This window comes from Spirosoma gilvum (assembly GCF_054776815.1).
In genome coordinates, this window is the sequence record NZ_BAAHBH010000011.1 from 60,711 (window position 1) to 87,668 (window position 26,958).

The window sequence follows — 26,958 nt, forward strand, 5'->3', positions numbered from 1 at the left end:
TATCTTGCCACATAAGCGGATAGGCCACTATTAGCCATCAAATCAAATCCCTTTTAAGAAGTATCACTGACAAATAATTTGAAATGATATAGATGTGCCTTGTTTTCGCTTAATGAACGGTTAGACTTAATGGCTTTCTCGTAGTATGCTTACATGTGAGTATTGTATATTTGAAGGGTGTTAACCTATTGCTGATAATTTAGAAAGGAGGTATGTCCACACATCGTCAAGCTTATAAAAGCCTGGCCCTTTTAGGGCTATTACTAAGTTATTTACCTGGCGTATTTGCGCAGAATGCAATTACACTCTCTGGCTCAGTCATAGATGCGGCTACAAATAAACCCATGCCGTTTGCGAATGTCTATCTTAACAACAGTACTAAGGGAACCCTTAGCGACGAAAAAGGACATTTCGTACTTACCAATATACCAGTTGGAACAGTAGATGTTGTGGCTTCGTTTGTCGGCTACCAAACAACCCGGCAGACGATCCGTATTAATCGGGGAACAAATTCACCCCTGACGTTTCGTCTGAAACCGAGTGATCAAACTTTAGTAGGCGTTACGGTGAAAGCCAAGCGGAATGAGAAGAAATGGCAACAGCAACTTCGGCAGTTTCAACAGCAATTGTTTGGCGAATACTTTGGTAGTCAATGTGTGTTGACGAATCCTGATGTGCTTCAGTTTACTGAAGAAGCCGGTCATTTAAAGGCTACTGCTTCTGAGCCTCTGGTGATCGACAATCAGGCGTTAGGGTATCGAATCTGGTTTGATCTGGCTTATTTCGATGGCGAAGCGAAACAGGTGTATTATGGTGGTTCAGCTCATTTTCAGGAACTCAAAGCTGCAAATGAACACCAGGCGGCTCGATTTCGTCGAAATCAGATGCGCGCCTATTTAGGGTCAGTCCGACACTTGATGGCATCGCTGGTTGCCGGTGATTATGAGCAGGAAGGTTTCCGGGTATTTGAAGAAGATACGACGGTAGCCATGCCTGTTTCGAGCGATACAAACACCTTACAACGAGCCATTGGCCATCGGTTGCTCCCGCTAAACCGAGCGACATTGATACAGCCTGGCGTCCTGCCCTTTGAACATCTGCTGGGATCAACAAAACCACTGGTAGTTTTTTATACGAAATCCAAATCGCTTTTCTCGCCCTATACAGATGCTCGTTATGCCTATACACAGCTTACGTTTCCAAACGGGCCTATTCAGGTGTTGACAGATGGGTGGATCACGGTGCCTAATGGTGTAGTAATGAAGGGTTCACTGGCCAATGATCGACTGTCGACGCTGCTTCCCGTCGATTGGAAAGCGATTCAGGCGGAAGGCGCGACCAGTAGCAATAATGCAGTGCCTGTGCATGCGCTGCCCGAACGTTCGATGTTATACACCACCGAGAAGGCCTATGTTCAAACCGATCGTGCTCTGTATGTGGCTGGCGATACGCTCTGGTTTAATGCCTATTTGCTCGATGCGACACAGCATACACCCAGCCAGCTAAGTCAAACACTTTACGTAAATCTGCTTGACTCGACAGGGAAGCTTATGGCAAGTAGAATTTTACATATCGATAGTACAGGCCACGCTCCCGGCGACATTACGTTGTCAGACTCATTACCCAATGGAACCTACCAACTGGTGGCCTATACAAATTGGATGCGTAATACCGATCCTGCGTTTCTTTTTCGCAAACGCATTTGGATCGAACCCCGGAACAGTCGTTCCGTAAAAGGTATGGTGAATGAGTCGGATGGGGTGCACCTGGAAGTCTTCCCGGAAGGAGGGCAGTTGGTTATAGGCTTACCCGGCCGGGTAGCTTTTAAAGCGATTGACAGTCAGGGGCATAGTTTGAGTGTAACGGGTGTTCTGACGAACCAGCGTGGCGATACGCTGACAGATTTTCGAAGCTTACACCTGGGCATGGGGATGTTTTCTGTGACTCCTCAACCGGGGCAACACTACAAAGCAATGGCTACGACAACAGATGGTCAGCAAACGTCGGTAGACTTGCCCAATGCCTTGCCCACAGGTTATCAACTGGCGGTCGATAATGTAACTAACCCAAGCCAGATACGTGTACAGATTCGCAATAGTCAGCCACAACTAGGCTATCTAACTTTATTTGCTCACATGCGGGGGCAGGTTTGTTATCAGGCTAAGGTAGATGCGAATAAGACGGATATGTTGCTGGCTATTCCCTATGATTCCATCCGACAGGATGGCATTTTACACCTGACGTTGTTTGATATTGACAATCAGCCAATAGCGGAGCGGTTGGTTTTTATCAATCAGAATCGGCAATTGGGTATTCGAATGCAAATGGATAAACCAACCTATCAGCCTCGCCAGCCGGTTACACTAACTGTATCGACCACCGACGGTGCGGGTAAACCTGTGTCTGCCCAATTATCGTTGGCTGTAACGGATCAAACGCTGGCATTGAATTTGGAACCGAAGGCCGCTACGTTGCGGAGTTATCTGTTGCTGACTTCTGATTTGCGAGGCTATATTGAAGAGCCGGAGTTTTATTTTGACTCAACACGGGCCCACGTTAAACAGTATCTGGATTACGTAATGCTGACACACGGCTGGCGACGGTTTGCCTGGCGGGCTATTTTGAGTGATAGCGTGCATCAGGCTGCATTTGATGTAGAAAGAGGAATTAGTTTACGGGGGCGCATCGATACTGAAAAGCCGGTTGGAGCAGATGGTCTGACGGCCATGTTGAAGACTGACCGGAATCTGGTTCCACTAACTATTGAACCTGATAAGGAAGGCCAGTTTGTTTTGAAGAACCTGTTGTTTGCTGATACTGCAACCATCATTGTCCACGAGAAAATGAACCATCCTGTACAGCTTTATTGGTTACCGAACACATTGCCTGATTTTGTGGCATTGCCTTCTCTGTCAGTCAATAACCTATCCAACAGGCAGCAGCTGATCAATCAGGCGCTGGAACAGCAAGAGGTGTCGAGGCAACTACGTGTAAACGGGGGACGAATGCTTCAGACTGTGAATGTAAAAGCCAAACGATCTGATGCCGGTCGGATTGATTATCGTCGGCAGAGCTATGGAACTGCTGATGCCACCGTAGTCGCTACCGACCAAATGCGCTCTGTGCCAACCATTTTCCAAATGATGACCGGGCAGGAAGCCGGTGTTGGAATAGGAGTCGATGTTCATGGAAACCAGGCGTTTACATTGCGGGGAGGAGGATGGACGGCTCTGGCTCTTGTAGATGGTGTGATGGTCAGTAACGCTGTATTACCGACAATTAACCCTAACGACATTGAGGCAATTGATATTCTGAAAAACCCGGCTACATATGGTATTTATGGATTAAACGCACAATATGGGGTTATAAATATTCTTACCCGGCGCGGACTTGATCCAGACAAAAAAATTAATCAGGTCATTAGCCAGGTCGTTGGTTATGCCGTCAGTCGGGAGTTTTATTCACCACAATACACCAGCCAGTCAACAACGAATATGCCCGACAATCGGGCAACACTCTACTGGAATCCGTCCATACGGACTGACGCGACAGGCAAAGCAACGGTAACATTCTACAATTCCGACAAGACAACCCATGTTCGGGCTGTAGCAGAAGGGATTAGTCCCGCCGGTCAACCAGGATACGGGACGCTAGATTATCAGGTTCAGAAATAGGTAGAGCTGCTTTTTAAACTCACTCATTAGCTATAAGCAGGTCCATACGTACTTAGGTTGAATTTAACTACGAGGCTATTTAAACTTTTTACCAAAGGCCCTCTCTGCGGTCATGCTGCCCGAGCGGTTCGGCATGACCTAACCCCGCAAAATCTCTTCCGAATAGAAAGTTTAAACAGGTTCTACGTTTTGCGCTTTGTCCTCAACTTCCTGAAAGGGAGTGAGAACAAGGCGCAAAAGCTATACCCAAGTTGGTGGGGCTGGTGAGTGGCCATCACCGTTTCTTCTGAATGGCCTTTGGGGCTCCAACATCAATAGGTTTATTGATCTGGCTTTGTGTAGAAACGATTTTCTGCTGGTCGTTTAAGTATTTATACGTATAGCAAAATTCACTGTGATTTTTGGGCTGCTTTGATTTTCAACCTTTTTGAAGGATATGAAAACTCCTGTCTTTGGTGAGCGATATAATTTTGTGATGATTTTTTTTGACTATACTAAACTAATAAGGCCAATCTAATCATGTCAAAAACACTACGAACGTATTGTAGTTTGCTCGTATTTGTACTCTGCGCATTAGCCGGGCAAGCACAGACCATCCAAATAAAAGGAAGCGTTAGCGCAAAAAATGGTGAGCCACTGATTGGAGCTGCCATTTTAGTAGTAGGCACTACGACCGGTACAGTAGCCGACGTGGATGGTCGGTTCAGCCTTGCCACGAACGCAGTCAAGCCGCAACTCAAAGTGAGTTTCATTGGCTATACAACGACTACCGTTGATGTAGGCAACGCCACCGACCTTAAGATTGTGCTAGAAGAAAGCTCTACGCTTGATGAGGTCGTTGTAGTAGGCTATGGGACTGTCAAGAAAAGCGATCTGACAGGGGCTGTCTCCTCGCTGAAAGCCGAACAATTGAATCCGGGAGCCAATGTTTCGGTCGATCAGATGATGCAGGGTCGTGCTGCTGGGGTACAGATTACGCAAAGCAGTTCGGAACCCGGTGGCGGGCTTTCGATTCGGATTCGTGGTTCGGCCTCGATCAACGCGAGCAATGAGCCGTTGTATGTGATTGACGGTTTTCCAATTGACAACAATTCCAACCTGTCGGCTGGTGATGCCAGTACGTTATCAACCGTTAATACGGGAACGAATAACACACCCAAAAATCCGCTAAACTCCATAAATCCGGCTGATATTCAATCGATTGAGGTGCTGAAAGATGCCTCCGCTACAGCCATATACGGCGCCAGAGGAGCGAACGGAGTTGTTTTGATTACGACAAAAAAAGGGAGTGGCGAGAAAATGAGCGTGAATTACAGCGCTTATTACGGGACTCAATCCATTGCCAAAAAAATGAATGTGCTGACGGCACCGCAGTACATGAAGTACATGAACGATATTTCGGCCGATTTAGGGCAAAATCCTATTTTCAGTAGTGCGGATATGGCGGCTATCGGAGCTGGTACGGATTGGCAGGCACAGGTCTTTCAATCGGCTCCTGTTATGGACCATAATATCTCACTGAGCGGTGGTACCAAAAAAACATCCGTATTTACGTCCTTAAACTACTTTAATCAGGAAGGTATCGTCAAGAATACGGGTATTAACAAATACATCGGTCGCATCAATCTGGAGTCGGCCCTCAGCGATAACGTTAAGGTCGGTTTTAATATTAATGCCAGCCTGATCCAGGACCGTAATACGACGGACGGGGTGAATACCAACGAAAACGGGGGCCCTGTTTATTCGTCCCTTCTGTATGATCCGACCGAGAAAATATACGATGCCAATGGTGTTTTGACGGTTTCTCCCAACAACACGATCAACAACCCGGTCAGTTTGATAGTGGGCGTTTCGAGTAAAATGGAAACCAACCGGACGTTGGGCAATGCCTACATAAACTGGGAAATTATAAAAGGGCTTTCGGCTAAATTAAACCTTGGCTCCGACCGTCAGCAATCCCGAAGAGATATTTACAACTCTACGCTAACGCGCCGGGGCGGGCCTGTGGGTGGTGCTGGTGATATTACGACCTTCAACAGGAATAGTCAGTTGGCCGAGTATACGATGACGTACAACAAGTCATTGAATAAAGCCAATGTGTTTACGATCTTAGGAGGGGTCACCTACCAGAAGTTCCAGACCAGAATGTTTGGGGGGAGTATTACCGGCTTTCCAACGGATGCCATTGGAACGGATAACTTCGGACTCGGTAACACCAATAATGATGCCCTCAGAAGCAGCCACGAAGAAAATACCCTGTTGTCGTATCTGGGCCGGGTAAACTACAATCTGCTGGATAAATTCCTGTTTACGGCTTCGGTCCGGGCCGATGGATCGTCACGCTTTGGGGAGAATAATAAGTTTGGTTACTTCCCGTCAGTTGCCTTTGGCTATAAGTTGACGGAGGAAGGCTTTTTACCGAAAGTGTTCGATGAGCTGAAGTTCCGGGCCAGTTGGGGACAAACCGGTAATCAGGAAATTGCCAACTATGCGTCGCAGCTAACGTTTGGCAGCGGCCCGAGTGTGGTGTATAACAACGCAATTACAACCTCGGTGATCCCCCAGCGCATTGCCAACCCGGATTTGAAATGGGAAACCACAACGCAGTTCAACGTCGGTCTCGACGGAAGCATTCTGAACGGCCGGCTTAGTGGGACGATCGATTATTTCCACAAAAAGACGACCGATCTGTTGTTCAATCTGCCGCTGCCGAGAGCTTCTGGCTACGCGTCGATCCTGTCGAACGTGGGTAGTGTCGAAAACAAAGGATTTGAACTGTTCCTGACATCGGTCAACATGCACCAGAAATCGTTCAAATGGACCACTACGCTCAACTTTACGTCCATCCGGAATAAAGTACTGGATCTGGGACGAATCGAACAGATTGTTACGGGCGATAACCAGGCGATCGGCGGCAACACGGTGATCATCAAAAAGGGCGAGCCGCTGGCTTCGTACTACGGGTATGTGGTCGACGGAATCTATAAAACGGCTGAGGAAATAAAAACGTCGGCAGAGCCAAATGCCAAGCCAGGTTATCCGAAAATTAAAGACCTGAATGGCGACGGTAAAATTACCACCGCCGACCAAACGGTTATTGGTACGCCATTTCCGAAGTATACGTTTGGGATGCAGAACTCCTTCTCGTATAAAGATTTCAAACTGGACATCTTTTTTCAGGGATCTCAGGGGGCAAACCTGCTGAACATCAACGTGATTGAAAGTGTGTACCCTGCCAATTTCAGACGGAATGCCCTGACCGAAATTGCGCTGGAACGCTGGACGACCGCTAACCCCGACACCAAGTGGCCAGCGGGCATCAACACCAGTGCGTATGGCGGGAGTAAAGTGAACAGTATGGTGATGCAGGATGCTTCGTACGTGCGCCTGAAAAGCATTCAACTGGCCTACCAGGTACCGTTGAAAAATACAAAATTCATCAAATCGCTGCGCATTTATACCACCGGTCAGAATTTGTATACCTGGACGAAGTATTTAGGATTTGACCCGGAAGCCAACTCCTACGGCAGCAGCAATGTCCGGCTTGATTACAGCAGCTATCCTCTGGCAAGAACGTACCTGTTTGGCTTGAATGCTGGCTTCTAGGCGTGTTGATTGATCGGCTAAATCCTACAAATGAAATTAACCATGAAAACTATACATAAGTCATTTTTTGTCCTGGCTTGTTTGGTGGCTACCTCCTGCGAAAAGCCTTTAGAAGAAAAAATCTTTTCGTCGTTAGCTCCTTCCACCCTGTTTACGACCGAAGCCGGTATTTCTTCGTCGCTGAACGCAGCCTATGCCTATTCACAACGAGCTGGGGTAACCGAAAGCTGGTCTCCCTACTGGCTCAGCAGTATGCCTACCGGCGAAGCGTATGGGATCGGTGGGTCCATTGAAGCCTTGTGGACACCACTTACCGAATTTACCTGGAATTCGAACCATGGTCAGCTGGCGCCAGTCTGGAATGTGCACTACAATGGCATTCGGGATGCCAATATCGTTCTGGACAATATCGATAAAGGAGCTTTCAGCCAGACGTTCAAAGAGTTGGCCACCGCTGAAGTTCATTTTATACGCGGGTGGAATTACTCCGAACTATATTACTTGTTTGGGAAATTACCGCTCTATAAATCAACGACCGACGACCTGCTTCAGGCCAGAGCATCTGAGGAAGATACCAAAGCCTTTATTGAGCAGGAGTTGCTGGCGGCTATCCCCAAGTTGCCGGTGAAAGCATCGGCGTTTGGCCGGGCTACCAAAGGAGCGGCTCAGGGGGTATTGTGTAAATTTTACCTGAACACCAAACAATGGCAAAAAGCAGCTGATCTGGCCAAGCAGATTATGGATGCGAATACGTATTCGCTGCTGAAAAACTTCAAAGATATCTTTGCGCTCACCAATGAGAATAATGCGGAGATTCTTTGGTCGCTGGCAAAGAATGCGGCTGATCCCAATACGGCTCAAAACCTTAATGCTCTGATTTTTCCACCTGCTTATCCGTTTCCATATCCGAATAATTCGGCGTTTGCCGCCCGGGTGTATCTGTTCGATAAATTTGTCGATTCCTTTGACGCCAGCGATAGCCGTGGCAAAATGATGGTTCGCTCGTTTGTTCAGGCCGGAAAAGAGGTGAAAGGCTATGGCGTCAATCAAACCTTGCCGTTTAAGTACGAATGGGACCCTAGCGCAGTAGGAGCGAATGCCGGAAATGATCTGCCCGTTGTTAGATATGCCGATATTCTGCTTTCCAGAGCTGAAGCACTGAACGAACTGTCCGGGCCCTCAGCTGAAGTGATTGCGCTGATCAATCAGGTAAGAACCCGCGCGGGTGTTTCGGAAATTAAACTGAGCGATTATACAAAAGAGAGCCTGCGTGATTTCCTGTTGGCTGAACGGGGTAAGGAGTTTTTCCTGGAAATGAAAAGCCGGGAAGATTACCTCCGGCAGGGGAAATTTATATCGGAAGCCGTAAAACGGGGCAAAAACGCAAAGGCATATCATGTGTTATACCCGATCCCACAGGTAGAACTGGATGCCAATAAAGCGCTGGTTCAAAACGAAGGATATTGAGTAAAAGATAGGTTGGACAGTAAATGCGACTCATACTTTAGAGTCGCATTTTTTCTTTAGATTAGAGGGAAATAACTAGTTTATCGTTGAATTGTCTACGAAAAATAGCCTTTCTGTTCGTGCTGTATCCGGTAGTTGCTCTTTCTCAAAACAGCAACAAGATACACTTTAAGAACATTTCTGTGAAGGACGGTTTGTCTTATCCAGCCATCAACTGTGTCTTGCAGGATAAGAAAGGGTTCATTTGGGTTGGAACAGAAGTCGGGCTGAACAAATACGATAGCCAAAAATTCAAAACCTTTTACGCCGAACCGACAGATTCGTTGAGTCTGCCCAACGATTTCGTGAGTTGCCTGTACGAAGATCCGGCCGAAAACATGTGGGTTGGTACGCAATCCGGGCTGGCCGTGTATAACCGAAGCAATGCTACATTCAAACGATTCAGCGATACCTCGCTGCAAACGAAAAAAATTCTGGCCATCACCGGGAATGCAACGGGTGAAAATTGGGCATTGACCTCACTCGAATTGGTCTTGATCGATGCACAGTTTCGGGTTAAACAGAAGTACGTTTTAAAAGATATTGTTTCTGAAAAGGGTCTGACGGCTTTTAGTACGGCTAAATTAGACGCACAAGGGAATTTGTGGATTAGTACGAACAAAGGCGTTCGGTTATTTAATAGAAACAGTCGGAAACTGACGAACCCATTGTCGGATCTGATCGACGCGACGATCACCACCGCCGATTTTTTTTCGGTCATTTATTTCGATAGCCACCAAAATCTTTGGATCGGGTTGCGGGGGAGTGGGGTAAAATATTATTCGTTTGCTGAAAAAAAATGGCATACGATCGACAATGTCAGTTCGCGCTACATTAACGGTATTTTTGAGGATATTGATAGTAATATCTGGATTTGTACCGGCAGAAACGGTTTAAATATCTATCATCCCCAAACGGGGCAGATCGACGTCATTAAATATGCCGATATGCCTGAAAGCAACCTGACGTCCAATTCGATTTCGTGTATATATGGCGATGCCATGGGGGGTATCTGGCTAGGGACGTTTAACAATGGGTTGTTATATTACTACCAGCATCAGCTCAAATTCAATCTCTATTATTCAAAAGGGCAGATCAATGGTATCTCCAGCAATTATATTACTTCGTTTGCCGCAGAAAAAGAGGGGAATATCTGGATTGGTGTCGGTGAAGAAGGCTTATTGTATTTTGATCTAAAAAAACGACGATTTCTGAACATAAAACCTCAGGGCATTTTCAAAACAAACGCTGAACTGAAAGAAAATTTATATATCCTCAGCCTGCTACTTTCAAAAGATCAACGGCACCTGTTCATCGGGACACTGACCGGCTTTTTTGATTACTCTATTCAGACTAAAAAATGGCTTTTTTACTCTCATAAGACCCTGAACCCCCAAGCATTAAAAGGTGGATATATTATTTCAATGGTTCAGGATAAAGATGAATTATTTTTATCTACGCTGAACGGACTAGCCGTTTATAATTACCAAACTAATGATATCCTAAATTACGATTTTCCACAGCGACAGTTAACAACGCTGGTTCAGGACTCTACTTATATTTATATCGGTACCCGTCAGAACGGGCTTTGGGTGTTTGAGAAAAAAAGCAAGAAAATTTTTAAAGTAAACAGCAAAAACATACTTATTCCCGAACGCATCCGGTGCCTTTTGCTTGACCAAAAAAATCGGCTGGTCATCGGGACGGAAAATCAGGGAATCTTCCGATTCAATCGGAAATTTACCAATGCTGAGGTCATCCCCAACCCTTCCGCTGGAGAGCGACTGATTTTTATGGGGCTTTGCGAAGACAAAAACGGGGGTTACTGGAGTACGACCAATAAAGGGTTAGTGAACATTACCAGCGATTTCAACATTAAAAAAATCTTTGATGCCAATGACGGGTTCAATCCGAGTTATTTCACGCAAAACTCAATCCTGACTATTGCCAATGATGAGATTCTGGTCGGTGGAAATGCCGGGTTTTATTCGTTTTTTCCCTCTGGTTTTTATTCATCAAAGAGTTTCAATACCAAGGTCCGTCTGATTGATTTTATGGTATTGAATAAATCGGTATTCAGCTCAGATAGTGAGGGATTTAAAGTGCCGGGCGATCTGGAAAATGTGAAACAGATTAAGTTGCCCAGGTATCAGAACCTACTGACGTTTGAATATACCGCGCTTGACTATCATAATCCTTCCAGGGGCGAATATGCTTATAAACTGGTGCCTTATGACAAAGAATGGAACAGCGTAGGAAACAGACGGTTTGCTACCTACCGGGACTTACCGGCCGGTACCTATACCTTTCAGGTTAAATACCTGCCACAAGCTGGTGCGCACTCTGATGAAATTACACAGATAGCGGTCTTGATCCCGGCGGTTTGGTGGCAGTCCTGGTGGGCCTATTTAGTGTATTCTGCGCTGATTTTTTTGCTGATCAGGCAGTTTTATCTCTATCGCACCAACAAACGGAAAATGCGCCAGGAACTTGAAATGCAACGGTTCCAAAGTGAGAAAATGGAGGAGCTGTATCAGTTTAAGATCAATTTCTTTACCCAGATCACCCACGAACTTCGAACGCCACTGACGTTAATCATCAGTCCACTGGAAGAGATGATTCGGCGGAATGCTTCTCCTTCAGAAAATAGCCTGCTTAAAATTATCCACCGAAATACGCAGAAGCTCTTATTAACGGTGAACCAACTATTAGATTTTAGAAAAATAGAAAATTCAGACATGAAAGTATTTGCTAAAAAAGGAAATATCGTCTCTTTCGCCGAAGAGATTTTATATAGTTTTCTGAAGCTCACAGAGAAAAAAGGTATTGAATTGACGTTTGAAACCAACATGGAAAAGTACCCTTACGTACTTTTTGATAAAGACATCATTGAAAAAATTCTGGTCAACCTGATTGCCAATGCCGTGAAGTTTACCCAGCAGGGAAGTATTCGCCTGAACGTTTTTGAACCTGAAGAAGTAGCGGCTGCTTCACACTATTTTATCGAGATTACCGATACTGGGCAAGGTATTAAACCAGAGAATATCAAGCATATTTTTGACTCATTTTTTCAGGAAAAGCGCGACAATCATCCGGTAGGATCAGGACTGGGCCTGAAAATCGTGAAAGAGCTTACTCATTTGCATCGGGGTACCATCGAGGTGGCCTCCGAGCTGAACCAGGGAACCCGGTTTCTGCTGTCATTTCCTAAGGCCGACTTAGACCTGATGAACGAGGAGCCCATCAAGCCCGGTGTTTCTCGGGAGTTTGAATGGAATATACCACAGGAGGCTTCTCCCGTAGAAAAACCGGCCCCATCCGCGAAAATTCTCATCGTGGATGATGAACCAGATCTGCTATTGTTTCTGGAGGCTATTTTTGAGAATGATTACCAGGTTTTTGCCGCCGAATCAGGCCAGAAAGCGCTGGATATTGCCCGGACTGAACTGCCCGACCTCATCGTCAGCGATGTCATGATGCCGGAGATGACTGGTTTCGAGCTTTGCTCATTTGCGAAGTCCGATTTTATGCTGGGTCATATTCCGATCGTTTTGTTAACGGCGCTTAACTCGACCGATCACGAAATAGAAGGCCTGAAAACCGGCGCCGACGCCTATATAGCCAAACCGTTTCCGGCAAATTTGCTGCGGGCAACGGTGCAAAATCTATTGGCTTCCCGCAAAAAATTGAAGCAGGCATTTTTAAATTCTTCCATCAGCAGTGCTACTGAAGTCACCCAGAACAATTCGGATAAAGTGTTCCTGGAGAAGGTGATTGCCATTATCGATGCCCGACTGGACAAAACGGACCTGGAGATTGGCCATATCTCCGATGAGTTAGGCATGTCGGAATCCACGTTTTATCGGAAACTTAAGAGTCTTACGGATTTGGCGGGTAATGAGTTTATCCGAACCGTGCGGCTCAAACGCTCAGTTGAACTGCTGAAGACTAGTGACCTCAATGTTTCGGACATAGCATACCGGGTAGGTTTTTCGGATCCCAAGTATTTTTCGACCTGTTTTCGCAAGTTTTACCACAGTACACCCACGGAATATATGGCTCAGCACAGAAAAGATAAAACGTATAGTTCATTGACGTAGGGTTCAACCATTTTGACCGATTTTTTAACAAGGCAGTGCTACGGTACATCTATTTTTGTTAAAAAAAGTCAAAATGAAAATTCTAATAGTTCTATTTCTGTTTGGCTTTAGTCTCATTACGGGTTTTATCGTAGCCCCGGAAGCACAGCCTTCTCAACATCCCAATATTCTCTGGATTACGGTCGAAGACATGTCGCCCGAGCATCTGGGCTGTTACGGTGGGAAAATTGCTAAAACGCCTAACATCGACCAACTGGCGCGGGAAGGTGTGCTTTATACCCATGCCTATTCGACGGCCGGTGTATGTGCGCCCAGCCGCTGCGCCCTGATTACGGGCATGTATCAAACATCGATCGGCGGGCATAATATGCGGAATTACATGCCGGGGAGCTTTAATACCGCCAATTTCAAAAGCGGTGCGCCATTCCCTTCGTATTCGATTCTACCTCCTGACGGCGTTCGAAGCTTTCCAGAGTATCTGCGTAAAGCGGGTTACTACTGTACCAATAATTTTAAACAAGATTACCAGTTTGAAGCCCCCGAAACGGTTTGGGACGAGAACAGTAGCACGGCTGACTGGCGTGGCCGACCCAGTAAAAACCAACCGTTTTTCTCGGTTATTAATCTAGAGGATACTCACGAAAGTCAGATTTTTTCGAGAGATAACTTACCGCTCACGGTTAAGCCCGAAGATGTAAATCTGCTACCCTTTTATCAGGATACGCCCACCATGCGAACCGATGTCGCGCGTCATTTGAGCAACATCGAAGACATGGACCGAAAGGTAGGCGAGATCATCAAAAAGCTCAAAGACGACGGTCTATATGACAACACCATTATCTTCTATTACAGCGACCACGGTGATTGTCTACCCTACGTCAAACGTGAGTTGTATGACCGTGGGCTAAAAGTGCCGCTCATTATCCGCTATCCCAACGCCCGGAATGGCGGAACCAAAAATGACGAACTGGTAAGTTTTGTGGATTTTGCGCCGACCATCCTTTCACTGGCAACTATTCCGATTCCGGCCATCATGCAGGGGCAAGCTTTTCTGGGTTCCGAAAAAGCCAAAACAGCCCGAAAATACATTTTTGCCGCCCGCGACCGCATGGATGCGAAGGTCGATCGGGTACGCGCTGTAAGCGATGGCCGTTTCAAATACCTCCGCAACTACATGCCCGAATTGCCTTACTACCAGGATCTGCGTTATCGCATGCAAATGAAGGGCATGGCGGAGCTTATCAAACTGCGGGATGAGGGTAAATTGACTGGGTTGCAACTGCATTGGTTCCGGCCGAACAAGCCTGTTGAAGAGCTTTTTGATACGCAGAATGATCCCTATGAAGTAACCAACATTGCCGACAACCCTAAGTACGCAGCCAAACTGCAGGAGTTGAGAGCCCAGCACGAAGCGTGGCTAAAACAATACGGTGATTTGGGGGCATTGTCTGAAAAAGACATACGGACAACCTGGTGGAATGGCCAGGAGCAGGCGCCCAAAACCCAGCAACCTTCCGTCAGTCTCAAAGGCAATAGTGCTACCATTCAATGTCCGACGACGGGTGCTTCTATCGGTTACAAAAAACACGCATCGGACAAAACCTGGAACGTATATACTAGACCGATAGCCTTGGCTCCCGGTGATTCGCTACTGGTCGTTGCCCATCGAATTGGCTACGGCAAAAGCGACATCGTGCGGCTTAAGAAATAAGGAATCCCGACTGGTCAAAAACAAAACTGATATGGCTATTAAAAAAACGCTTTCTCTGGCTATTGCTGTGCTGGTTTTTTTGGGGTGCCATAGTGCCAGACCCACCGGATCAAAAACGACATCGCAAGGCCAAAAGCCGAATATCCTGTTCATTCTCGTGGATGATTATGGCTGGCGTGACTTGTCTGGGACGGGTTCCTCCTTTTACGAAACCCCCAACATGGACAAGCTGATCGCTCAGGGAATGCGATTTACCCAGGCGTATGCATCCTATCCGCGCTGTGTTCCTTCCCGCTATTCGATCATGACGGGCTCGCATCCGGCCCGGCAGGGTCAGGACGATTCGGGCGTAAAGGGGTTTCACGTGCTGGCTCCGAATGTGAGTATCGGCCAGGCCATGAAAAACAGCGGTTACAATACGTTTTACCTGGGTAAATGGCACTTGGGCGGTGGCAATGACGCGCCCATCCATAAAGGTTTCGACCAAACCTTTGCGGCCGGTGCAGCGGGTGGAGTCGCTTCGCATTTTGCTCCGTACAACGAGGGGTTTGAGGGCCTGGGTGGTGTACCCGAAGCCGAAGTAGCGCCCATCGATAATGTGGAAAACGCCCCCAAAGGCGAATGTCTGGAAGACCGCCTGACGAACGAAACGATACGAATGCTTCGTGAATTTGCCGGGAAGAAACAGCCGTTCTTTGGCGTGCTGGCCCATTATGCCGTTCATACACCCATTCAGGGTAAGCAGGAATACATCGAGTATTTCAAAGCAAAACTTCGCAAAAATCCGGTTGTTGGGCCCGAGTTTGAGAAGGAAAGTGCTGGCGAAAATAAACTCGCCCAGGACCATCCTGTTTATGCGGCCATGATCAAAACGGTGGACGATGGCATCGGCAACATCATGAAGACGCTGGATGAATTAGGGATTGCCGACAATACGATCATTGTCCTGACGTCCGATCACGGCGGTCTGTCGGCACGGGGGATGAACAAACGCGAACTGGCTACGACCAACCGACCGCTTCGGGCCGGAAAAGGACACCTGTACGAAGGCGGCCTGCGGGTGCCGATGGTCGTGAAATGGAACGGTGTGGTAAAGGCAGGTTCGATAACTCATTCGTTCGTTCAGGGAACCGACCACTTTCTGACGTTTCTGGAGATGGCCGGTGGAAACGTACCGCAGGGACAAATTACCGACGGGAAAAGCTATCTGCCCGTGCTGAAAGGGGGCAAACCGGATTTGGACCGACCACTGTACTGGCATAATCCCGCTCCGCGTCCCTATGCTACCGGCGACATCTATTCAAGCGTTATTCGAACGGGACAGTATAAGCTGGTTGACCTGTTTGGCGACGAAAAACGACAGGAGCTATATAACCTGCAACATGACGAAGACGAAAGCAAAAACATAGCCGCCGAAAATCCCGAATTGACCCGAAAACTCACCGAGCAACTCAATGCCTGGCGCAAGTCGGTGGGGGCTTACATGGGTTTAACGCCAAGGGGGTTAGGTAAAGGACCGGGGCCAGGTCAGGCGCAAAAACAGGCTGATAAAAATTAACCAGAAAGTTGAGAACAGGCAAATGAAACGACTTATTCCTTGCATCGTAGCCTTTTTGCTGTCGAATATAGGTTACGCACAGTCACAACGGCCCAATGTTATCATCATCATGGCCGACGACATGGGTTTCTCCGACATTGGCTGTTTTGGGGGCGAAATCCCAACGCCCAACCTCGATCGGCTGGCGGCTAAAGGCATTCGGCTCAATAACTTTTACAATACGGGTCGTTGCTGCCCGTCGCGGGCCAGTTTACTGACGGGTGTTTATCCCCATGAGGCCGGAGTAGGGTTTATGGTGGCTGGCCTGGGTGAGGTGCCGACGGAGAAGAATCCTGCGTATCAGGGGTTTTTGAACCGGGAAACCGTAACCTTCGCCGAAGCCATGAAAGACGCGGGTTATTTTACGGCTATTTGTGGCAAATGGCACGTAGGGCATCAGCCCGGACAGCGCCCCTCTGACCGAGGCTTTATGCGGTCGTTAAACTCAGCCGATGGCGGTTTTATGTACGCAGATCACCCAAAGGCCAAGCTATTTCTGGACGGTAAGCCCGCCAAACCCGGCGAAGACATTCCTACTGCATATTATACCACCGACCTGATCACCGACTACGGCCTGAAATTCATTGACGAATCTAAAATGGTTCAAAAGCCTTTTCTGCTGTACCTGGCACATTACGCTCCGCACTTTCCACTTCAGGCTCCCGAAGAAGACATCGCTCGGTTTCGGGGAAAGTACACCCAGGACTGGGAAAAAATGCGAGCGGAACGGTACAAACGGCAACTGGCGATGAATCTGTTGGGGAAGCCCTACGCGTTACCGCCGATGAATCCCAAGATACCGGCCTGGGAAAGTCTGTCATCGACAGAAAAAGAACGCTACGATACCATGATGGCCATCTACGCGGCCATGGTCACGCATCTGGACGCTAGTGTCGGTCGATTGATCGAAGGGCTTAAGCAACGGGGGCAATTGGACAATACCCTGATCCTCTTCTTTTCCGACAACGGGGGCAATGCCGAGTCGGGCGTAAAGGGGATCACCCAGGGAGCACCGCTGGGAAGTAGCCAGTCGAACGTGTTTTTGGGGCAATGCTGGGCCGAGGTCAATAATACCCCCTTCTGGTTATACAAACACAATACCAGCGAAGGCGGCATTGCTTCACCCTTTATTGCCTATTGGCCTAAGGGTATCTCGCCAAAGTTGCATGGAAAAGTCCTGAACAGCCCAGCCCATCTGGTCGATATTATGCCCACCCTTCTCGATCTTGGAGCAGGAACCTACCCGACAACATACCAGGGAAATACGATTAAAGCAGCCAGAGGGATCAGTCTTCGGCCTGTGCTGGAAGGGAAGCCTCTAAACCGGACTACTCCCCTTTTCTGGGAACACGAAGGAAACCGGGCCATACGAATCGGCGACTGGAAAGCCGTCTCTAACCTGAACGAACCCTGGCAACTGTACAACATGCAGGCCGACCGTACTGAATTGCACGACCTTTCATCCCAAAAACCGGAGCTACTAAAAACGATGCTGGCGAAATACGACGAATGGTATCAGCAGGTGGGTGCCAGGCCATACTTTACAAAAACGCAGGAATGGCAGTCGAGCCTGGTTGAAACGTTGAAGACTACCAACAAATGAACCAATTAACTACTCAGCCAGTCAACCAATTAACCTAAATTTTATGACAAAGCTTCTTACGCATCGATTGACTCCATTTGTCTGGCTTATAGCCCTGCTTCTGTTGAGTGGGCAGGGGATGGCCCAAACCAGTAAAACGCCAAACATTATTGTTATTCTGGCCGATGATCTGGGCTGGGGGGATCTTGGCTGCTATGGTCACCCCACCATTCAAACCCCAAACCTGGACCAGATGGCAGCGGAAGGCATGCGCTTTACGCAGTTTTACTCGGGTGCCGTTGTTTGTACCCCTAGCCGGGCGGCTATGCTCACCGGTCGACTACCGGTACGGAATGGAATCTATGGGAAGGCGGGTGTGTTTCGGCAGAACTCGGCCAGTGGCCTGCCCCTCAGCGAGATAACCATGGCCGAAATGCTGAAAAGCAAAGGCTATGCGACGGCTATTGTTGGGAAATGGCACCTGGGCCACCTGACCGAATTTTTGCCGACTCGTCAGGGATTCGACTACTGGTTTGGTATTCCCTACTCCAATGATATGGGCAAGGTTTTCACAACTCATAAGGATGGTGCCTATGGCATACCGCCGGGACCTCGGGCCAATGCTCCCGCTTTGCCGCTTTATCAGAATGAGAAAGTGATTGAAGAAGAACCCGATCAGCACTTCCTGACCAAACGCTACACCGAAGAGGTGACGGGCTATATCCGGAAAAATAAAGATAAGCCGTTTTTCATGTATTACGCCAACAACTTCCCGCATACACCCCTCTATGCATCGCCCCAATTTGAGGGAAAAAGCAAGCGTGGCCTGTATGGCGATGTGGTGGCGGAACTGGACTGGAGTGTGGGACAGGTGCTGAAAACGTTGAAAGAGTTAAAACTGGATAAAAATACCCTGGTCGTCTTCACCAGCGATAACGGCCCCTGGCTGCCCATGAAGGACCATGCGGGTTCGGCAGGGCCGTTGTTCGAAGGAAAAGCCTCGACCTATGAGGGTGGTTTACGCGTACCGGCCATTGCCTGGTGGCCCGGTAAAATCAAAGCCAATGTGACTAATGAATCAGTCGTGAGCGCTATTGACCTTTTTCCAACCGTTGGGCAACTGACGGGTGCCTCACTGCCAAAAGATCGGGAATTAGACGGTACGAGTTTGTCGAGTCTGCTGTTTGGCCAGAAAGAGAGTGTGCGAGAACAGTTACCCTATTATTATAACGAAACGTTGTATGCCATTCGGAAAGGCCCATGGAAAATTCATTTTATTACCCATCCGTCCTATTCTCCTGAGCCGCCTAAGGTGCTGACAACGCCATTGCTGTATAACATTGAGAATGACCCAGGCGAAAAATACGATGTCGCGAAAGATTACCCAGAGATTGTAGCCGAGCTAACGAAGGAATTCGAAAAACAGAAAAATAGCATTACACCGGCTCCCGGCGAACTCGACAAGGTAATAGCGAACAAGCCCAATCCGTAAGATACAGGCCTAAACTCATGACGGTGCTGGTAAACGGCGCCGTACATGGGTTTAGGTCATTAATGATCCAAATAATATGTCTGTACGTTTGTTATGGGTCGGATGTAGCATCCTGTCAGTAGGGTGGGCACTTGCTGCGTTCTACCCTGGCCGTTCGGAATCCACGGTGAACCGGGCTGTTCAGGTATCGACGAAACCTGAGTCAGTAACGCCGGTAAGCTGCCACGCCAACTTACCGAGTCGATTTGCCGGTATAACCAAGACGGGTGCCATGGCTAATCATACCTCGGCAAGCCATGAAGGGATGATAGCGATCCCAGCCGGGACGTACTCCATGGGAGCCGATAATGAGCAGGGCCGGGCCGACGAATACCCGAAGCACTCCGTTCAGGTCAATGCGTTCTGGATCGATGTCACCGAAGTAACTAACGCTCAGTTTGCTCGGTTTGTCAATGCAACGGGCTACATCACCACCGCCGAACGAAAACCAAGCTGGGAAGAACTTCGGAAACAGCTTCCGCCCGGCACGCCCAGACCACCGGATGAGGTAATGGTGGCCAGTTCGCTGGTCTTTAAAGCTCCTGATCATCCCGTATCCTTAACGGACTATAGCCAGTGGTGGCAGTGGGTGGCTGGGGCCGATTGGCGGCATCCTGATGGCCCCGGCAGTTCGATTGTCGGTAAGGAAAATCATCCGGTGGTACAAGTCTCCTGGGAAGATGCGACATCTTATGCCAAATGGGCCGGTAAACGACTACCCACCGAAGCCGAATGGGAATGGGCAGCCCGGGGTGGAAAGGGAAATGTTCTGTACCCCTGGGGCAACGAATTTGTCGAAAAAGGTAAGCCCAAAGCCAATACCTGGCAGGGGCGTTTTCCGGTTTCCAACACGCGTCGCGATGGCTATTACACCACGAGCCCAGTAAAATCGTTCCCCGCCAACGGATACGGTTTATACGATATGGCCGGGAATGTGTGGGAGTGGTGCAGTGACTGGTATCGCCCGGATTACTACCAAAGCCTGACCAAAGCAGGTACGACCAGAAACCCCAAAGGTCCTGTCCAGAGCTACGATCCCGACGAACCCACTGTACCCAAACGAGTACAAAGGGGCGGTTCTTTTCTTTGTAATGAGTCGTATTGCAGCAGTTACCGAACGTCGGCCCGCATGAAATCCAGCCCCGACACCGGACTTGCGCATGCAGGTTTTCGGTGTGTGAGCAATTAATTTATAACCCTACCCAATTATGTTTTTAACCTCGAAGTCCAACTGGTTTATAGGGATGGCTTTGCTGGGGGTATTTACGTTCGTCGCATCGGCATTTGCGCCGGAAGTAAATAACGCTACCCCGCCACCTCCTGCCAAACCCAACGTCATCTTTATTATCTCCGACGATCATACCTGGCAGGCCATTAGTGCGTATGGGAGCAAACTGGCCAAAACGCCGAACATTGACCGGATTGCCCGCGAGGGGGCAATTCTGTACAACAACGTGGTGTCCAACTCCATCTGTGGCCCTAGTCGGGCAACGTTGTTGACGGGTAAGTACAGCCATACCAACGGCTATAAGCTGAACGAAAAGGTCTTCGATATTAACCAGCCAGTTTTTCCTGAGGAACTCCAAAAGAATGGTTATCAGACCGCCTGGGTCGGTAAAATGCACCTGGGTAGCCTTCCTCACGGATTTGATTACCTGAATATCTTGCCCGGTCATGGTAGTTACTACAATTCTGATTTTGTCAATTCCCAAAATCAGACCAAACGTTACCCTGGCTACGTGACCGATGTAGTTACCCAACTGTCGACCGAGTGGCTGGACAAACGCGACCCGAACAAGCCATTTTTTATGGTGGTTGGGCACAAGGCCACCCACCGCGAATGGATGCCCGCCATTGAAGACCTGGGTGCCTACGACAACGTCACCTTTCCAATACCTCCTACGTTTTACGACACCTATGAAGGTCGCCTGGCTGCCCAGAAGCAGGACATGAGCATCGAAAAAACGATGCGGTTGAAGGAAGACCTGAAGATCAACGTAGCGTACGATTTGGACGAAAGTCGGGTAGCTCAGGAAAAAGCCGAACTGAACAAAGCCTATTTCGGAAATCAGCCCATGACTCCTGAGCTGGATAAGCAACTGGAAAATTTTGTGCGGAATGGCTCCTACAAGCGGCTCGACCCAGCGCAGAAAAAAGCCTTTTCCGATTATTATAAGCGTATCAGCCGAGAGTTTGAGGAGCAGAAACTGAGCGGCAAAGCGCTGGTGGAATGGAAGTACCAGCGGTATATGCGCGATTATTTGTCTACGGCCAACTCACTGGATCGCAACATCGGTAAACTGCTCAACTACCTCGACAAAACGGGGCTGGCTAAAAACACGGTAGTCGTTTATACCTCTGACCAGGGTTTTTACCTGGGCGAACACGGTTGGTTCGATAAACGCTGGATTTATGAAGAGTCGCTGAAAACCCCCTTCGTCATCCGCTATCCGGGGGTGATTAAACCCGGCACGCAGGTTCGGAATGTCGTCTCGAATGTCGACTGGGCACCGACGCTACTGAACATTACAGGCACCAACGTTCCCAAAGACTTTCAAGGGAAGTCGTTCCTGCCCGTCTTGACTAATCAGAAGGCCAACTGGCAGGATCAGGCTTATTACCACTATTACGAATTCCCCGAACCTCACCACGTTTCACCCCATTTTGGTCTGCGGACGGATCGGTATACCCTTGCGCGTTTCTACGGCCCTGATAACTTTTGGGAGCTGTATGATATTCAGAAAGACCCTAAAAATCTGAAGAACATCTATGGTCAAAAGGGTTACGAAAAAATCACGGCAACGTTGAAAGCCCAGCTAAAGGCACAGATCATCAAAAACAACGATGACGAAGCGCTCAAGCTATTCGAGAGTAATCCACAATAAACGTTTTACAACGATGAAGCGGCTCGTTCACCTCTTTCTTCTCCTCGTCGGTATGTCTACCGTGGTTGCCTATGGCCAACAGGCTTCCAAAGCAGCAACCTCGGGACAACCTAATATTATCTGGATCACCTGCGAAGACACATCGCCATATATTGGTGCCTACGGAGATAAACTGGTTAAAACGCCCAATATCGACCAATTGGCGAAAGAAGGGGTGCGGTATACCCGTGCTTATACGACCGCTGGGGTTTGTGCGCCTAGTCGGGCCGCCATTATCACGGGGATGTATCAGCAATCCATTGGGGCACAACACATGCGTACCACCGGAGATGCCAAATATCAGCCCGTACCTCTGTATTCGGCTGTGGTTCCTGAACAGGTGAAATGCTTTCCCGAATACTTACGAAAAGCTGGGTATTACTGCACCAATAATGAAAAGCAGGACTACCAGTTTGTGGCTCCCGTAACGGTCTGGGATGAGAACGGCCCGGCCGCATCGTTCCGAAATCGACCCCGCCGTGGAGACGACCGCCGTGGAGACGGAAAAGACAAACCTTTCTTTGCGGTTTTCAACTTCATGATTACCCATGAATCACAACTGTTTAGCCGGAAAGATAGCTTATTGATCCAAGGAAGCCAGGTAACTGTACCGCCCATCTATCCTGATACGAAAATTGTGCGCCAGGACATTGCCCGCATGCTGACAAATATTGAACGAATGGATAGTCAGGTAGGGGAGTTGATTCAGCTATTGAAAGCAGATGGCTTGTACGACAATACCATTATCTTTTTTTACAGTGATCATGGCGGTAATATACCCTGGACCAAACGTGAAGTGCTGGAACGGGGAACGCACATACCCTTCATCATCCGTTTTCCGGGGGCTGCCAATGCGGGTACGGTTAACAATGAGTTGATTAGTGCTGTTGATTTTGCACCAACCGTGCTTTCGCTGGCGGGTGTGCCCATTCCAGCTTACATGCAGGGGCAAGCCTTCTTAGGAAAACAAAAGGCAAAGACGCCCCGTCAGTATGTATTTGCCGCCCGCGACCGAATGGATTCCGAGTATGACCGTGTGCGCATGGTGCGGGATAAGCGGTATCGGTATCTGTACAACTACATGCCTGAAAAACCCTATTACCAGAATCTACGGTATCGAATGAGCATTCCGATGATGCAGGAGCTTGTGAAGTTGCGCGATGAGGGCAAGCTGGATTCTACTCAGATGGGCTGGTTTAAGACCAAACCGGTTGAGGAACTCTACGATATGGACAACGACCCGTATGAGCTTCATAATTTGGCCACTGACCCTAAACATGCAAAGAAATTAATCGAACTCCGTTCCGTTTTTCAAAACTGGACGAACACGGTAGGCGATATGGCCACCACACCCGAGCGAGACATGATCCGGCAGATGTGGAATGGGCAGGACGAAGCGCCGACTACGGCTACTCCACAGGTTACTCCGGCTCAGGGCGGGGTGAAGCTATCCTGTGCGACTAATGGAGCGTCGATTGGGTATCGGATTGTGAAGGCAGGGGCCGATGACAAACCTGCGATGCATACCGTTCAAAGCTGGGATCTGATTATTTTAACGGGAGGTAAATCGGGTGGTCAAAAACCGGCTGATCCTGTTTGGGACGTTTATGACGGCGAGGTAATTCCACTTGGTGTAGGGGACACGCTGCATGTCAATGCCATGCGTATTGGCTATAAAGCCTCGACGCTGGATTATAAAGGTGGGCAGGTGCTTGCGGGGAAATAAGCTATGATTCATAACCATATTTTACGACTGTATTGGAAAGTAAAAATAGGGTTGAGGGTGCTTAGCTATGGAGAAATAGCCTGAAATGGCGTTCTTGCAGCTTCTTGCCTTTTCCAAACCTATGACAACAAAACGATTCTATTTACTGGCTGTCTCGCTTTTTGCCTTGGTCGGGCTGACAATCTCCGCTCGACCCGATATAGAATGGGCGGACGTTCCGACAAACCGCCAGAATGCTGTACCCCCTCCGGCATCTCGTCCCAACATCATCTTTATTTTCTCCGACGACCATACTCATCAGGCAATTAGTGCGTATGGAAGTAAGCTGGCCAAAACGCCTAATATCGACCGAATTGCGAACGAAGGTGCAATACTACACACCAACATCGTCACCAATTCGATTTGCGGGCCTAGCCGGGCTACCTTGCTCACGGGTCAGTTCAGTCATGTGAATGGCTATAAGCTCAATGAGAAAGTATTTGATGTTCAGCAGTCGGTGTTTCCAGAAGAATTGCAGAAAAACGGGTATCAGACGGCATGGGTTGGTAAAATGCACCTAGGTGCCCTGCCTCACGGATTCGATTACCTGAACGTGTTGCCAGGACATGGGCACTACTACAACTCTGACTTTGTGAATTCAAAGAATGAAACAGTGCGCTATCCGGGTTATGTGACCAATGTGATCACCAAGCTTTCGCTCGACTGGCTGAAGCAGCGCGATGCATCGAAACCGTTTTTTCTGGTCGTTGGTCACAAAGCTACCCACCGCGAGTGGCTGCCTGATATTCCGGATTTGGGCGCTTACGACAACAAAACGTTCCCGATCCCACCGACTTTTTATGATGATTACAAAGGACGGTTGGCCGCTCAGGATCAGGATATGACCATCGACAAAACGATGCGCCTGAAAGAAGATCTGAAAGTACACATCGATTACGATAATAAGGGCGCTTTCAATGGCTACAATCGGTTTACGCCCGAACAACGAAAACCCTTTCAGGCCTACTATGATAAAATCAGCAAAGAATTTGATGAGAAGAATCTGACGGGAAAAGCATTAGTCGAGTGGAAATACCAGCGGTACCTCAAAGACTATCTGTCGGTGGCCAATTCGCTGGACCGCAATATTGGCGAGTTGCTGGATTACCTGGATAAAACGGGACTGGCCAAAAATACGGTGGTCGTCTATGCGTCGGATCAGGGTTTTTACCTGGGCGAGCATGGTTGGTTCGACAAACGCTGGATTTATGAAGAATCGCTCAAAACGCCCTTCGTCATCCGGTATCCAGGTGTGATTAAACCGCATACGCACATCAATCAATTGGTCTCGAATATCGACTGGGCGCCTACGATGCTTAACCTGACCGGCACCGCCATTCCGAGTTATATTCAGGGGGAATCGTTTCTGCCATTATTGAAAGGCGAAAAGACGAATTGGCGCAAAGAAGCGTATTATCATTATTATGAGTTTCCGCAGCCGCACCATGTATCGCCACACTTTGGCATTCGAACGGAACAATACACATTGGCGCGGTTTTATGGACCCAAGGATTTATGGGAATTGTACGACATCAAAAAAGATCCGCACAATCTGCATAATTTGTACGGCCAAAAAGGGTACGAAGCCATCACGGCCGATTTGAAAAAGAAATTAACGGAGCAGATAAAGAAGTATAAGGACGATGAGGCTCTTAAACTGGTTGACAGTAAAGCGTAAACAAATTACCTCACCGATACGTCGGACCGCCCCAACCCCTCTCCTTAAAAAAGGAGAGGGGGGCAGCGGAGAGTTTATCTCGGATTTTGTAAATGAAGAGAGGGAGGGGCTTTCCTTAGTCCCTCCCCTGAAACCAGGGGAGGGGTTGGGGTGGGGTAGCCTCCTGACAATCACGTTTCTAATCACCCTCGTTAGCTGCTCCTCTTCCAATCAATCGGCGGAAGAAAAAGCACAGGCATCCGCGGATTCGGCCGCTGCCTGTATTGCTAAGGGAATGCCTTCGCGGGCGGCAGCTATCCGACAGGCGGCTTCCGGGCCTGAATCGGGTACGGGAACTACGACTGGTATGAAATGGATACCCGGTGGTAATTTCCTGATGGGAGCCGATGAGTTTGTCGATGCGCGGCCGGTACATCCGGTCACGGTAAAGGGATTCTGGATGGACGAGCATGAAGTGACCAATGCTGAGTTTGCTCAATTTGTAGCCGCTACGGGCTATAAAACCATTGCCGAGCGACCACTCAATCCGGCCGATTACCCCAGTGTTCCGGCCGAACAACTTGTACCCGGTTCTGCTGTATTTACCCCGACTACTCAGAAAGTATCGCTCGAAAATCCATTGCGCTGGTGGCAGTACGTGAAAGGAGCCAGTTGGCAGCATCCTAATGGGCCGTCCAGTACCTTGAAAGGGCATGAGAACGAACCCGTAGTGCATGTGAGCTACGAAGACGCCCTGGCTTATGCTAAATGGGCTGGAAAGCGATTGCCTACCGAAGCTGAATGGGAATTTGCAGCGCAGGGAGGCAAAGGGAGTCGAACCTACTATTGGGGTACCGAATTGAAACCCGCTGGCAAATGGGTAGCAAACATCTATCAAGGCAGCTTCCCCGACCATAATACGTCAGAAGATGGATTCACGGGCGTGGCTCCGATAAAATCGTTTCCACCCAATCCATACGGTCTGTACGATATGGATGGCAATGTATGGGAATGGTGCCAGGATTTTTATCGGCCTGATTATTACGCAAAACTGGTGAAAGACAACCCGCAGGGCCCATCAGACAGTTACGACCCCGACGAACCCGGTGCGGTGAAGCGCGTTCAGCGTGGTGGTTCGTTTTTGTGCAGCGATGAATATTGTATTCGTTACAAAGCGGGTAGTCGAGGCAAGGGAGAAGTGACCAGCGGGAGTAATAATCTGGGTTTCCGTTGCGTACGCGATAAGTAAAAGATAGAACGCAGATTGGTATGATTTACGCAGACGAAAATCCGTGTAAATCATAG

13 protein-coding genes are annotated in these 26,958 nt (G+C 48.5%); all 13 read left to right on the forward strand.

What is annotated here, in order from left to right; all coding sequences use genetic code 11:
- Nucleotides 1-212 precede the first annotated feature (212 nt).
- The gene (locus tag ACYVFD_RS26050; RefSeq protein WP_461093443.1) at nt 213-3,674 is read left to right on the forward strand and encodes a carboxypeptidase-like regulatory domain-containing protein; all 3,462 of its coding nucleotides are present in this window, start codon (nt 213-215) and stop codon (nt 3,672-3,674) included.
- Between the two features lie 519 nt (nt 3,675-4,193).
- Nucleotides 4,194-7,280: a SusC/RagA family TonB-linked outer membrane protein gene (locus ACYVFD_RS26055; RefSeq protein WP_461093444.1), complete on the forward strand. Its 3,087-nt coding sequence runs from the start codon at nt 4,194-4,196 to the stop codon at nt 7,278-7,280.
- Nucleotides 7,281-7,322: 42 nt separating this feature from the next.
- Complete coding sequence (locus ACYVFD_RS26060) at nt 7,323-8,747, forward strand: RagB/SusD family nutrient uptake outer membrane protein (RefSeq protein ID WP_461093445.1); 1,425 nt, start codon at nt 7,323-7,325, stop codon at nt 8,745-8,747.
- Nucleotides 8,748-8,929: 182 nt separating this feature from the next.
- Nucleotides 8,930-12,886 carry a two-component regulator propeller domain-containing protein gene (locus tag ACYVFD_RS26065; RefSeq protein WP_461093446.1) on the forward strand — a complete coding sequence of 1,319 codons (3,957 nt, stop codon included), beginning with the start codon at nt 8,930-8,932 and terminating at the stop codon, nt 12,884-12,886.
- Between the two features lie 73 nt (nt 12,887-12,959).
- A complete protein-coding gene (locus tag ACYVFD_RS26070; protein ID WP_461093447.1) occupies nt 12,960-14,597 on the forward strand; it encodes a sulfatase family protein in 1,638 nt (545 codons plus the stop codon).
- Between the two features lie 31 nt (nt 14,598-14,628).
- Complete coding sequence (locus tag ACYVFD_RS26075; RefSeq protein ID WP_461093448.1) at nt 14,629-16,155, forward strand: sulfatase; 1,527 nt, start codon at nt 14,629-14,631, stop codon at nt 16,153-16,155.
- Between the two features lie 22 nt (nt 16,156-16,177).
- Nucleotides 16,178-17,797, forward strand: a complete 1,620-nt coding sequence (locus ACYVFD_RS26080; RefSeq protein WP_461093449.1) for an arylsulfatase — start codon at nt 16,178-16,180, stop codon at nt 17,795-17,797.
- A 43-nt stretch (nt 17,798-17,840) separates the two neighbouring features.
- A complete protein-coding gene (locus ACYVFD_RS26085; protein WP_461093450.1) occupies nt 17,841-19,268 on the forward strand; it encodes a sulfatase family protein in 1,428 nt (475 codons plus the stop codon).
- A gap of 76 nt (nt 19,269-19,344) precedes the next feature.
- Nucleotides 19,345-20,496 carry a formylglycine-generating enzyme family protein gene (locus ACYVFD_RS26090; RefSeq protein WP_461093451.1) on the forward strand — a complete coding sequence of 384 codons (1,152 nt, stop codon included), beginning with the start codon at nt 19,345-19,347 and terminating at the stop codon, nt 20,494-20,496.
- A gap of 19 nt (nt 20,497-20,515) precedes the next feature.
- On the forward strand, nt 20,516-22,192 hold the full coding sequence (locus tag ACYVFD_RS26095; protein ID WP_461093452.1) for a sulfatase family protein: 1,677 nt from the start codon (nt 20,516-20,518) through the stop codon (nt 22,190-22,192).
- 13 nt (nt 22,193-22,205) lie between these two features.
- Nucleotides 22,206-23,957, forward strand: a complete 1,752-nt coding sequence (locus ACYVFD_RS26100; RefSeq protein WP_461093453.1) for a sulfatase family protein — start codon at nt 22,206-22,208, stop codon at nt 23,955-23,957.
- Between the two features lie 121 nt (nt 23,958-24,078).
- Nucleotides 24,079-25,674: a sulfatase family protein gene (locus ACYVFD_RS26105; RefSeq protein WP_461093454.1), complete on the forward strand. Its 1,596-nt coding sequence runs from the start codon at nt 24,079-24,081 to the stop codon at nt 25,672-25,674.
- Complete coding sequence (locus ACYVFD_RS26110; protein ID WP_461093455.1) at nt 25,640-26,902, forward strand: formylglycine-generating enzyme family protein; 1,263 nt, start codon at nt 25,640-25,642, stop codon at nt 26,900-26,902. The genes ACYVFD_RS26105 and ACYVFD_RS26110 overlap by 35 nt, the downstream gene beginning before the upstream one ends.
- The last annotated feature ends 56 nt before the right edge of the window (nt 26,903-26,958 follow it).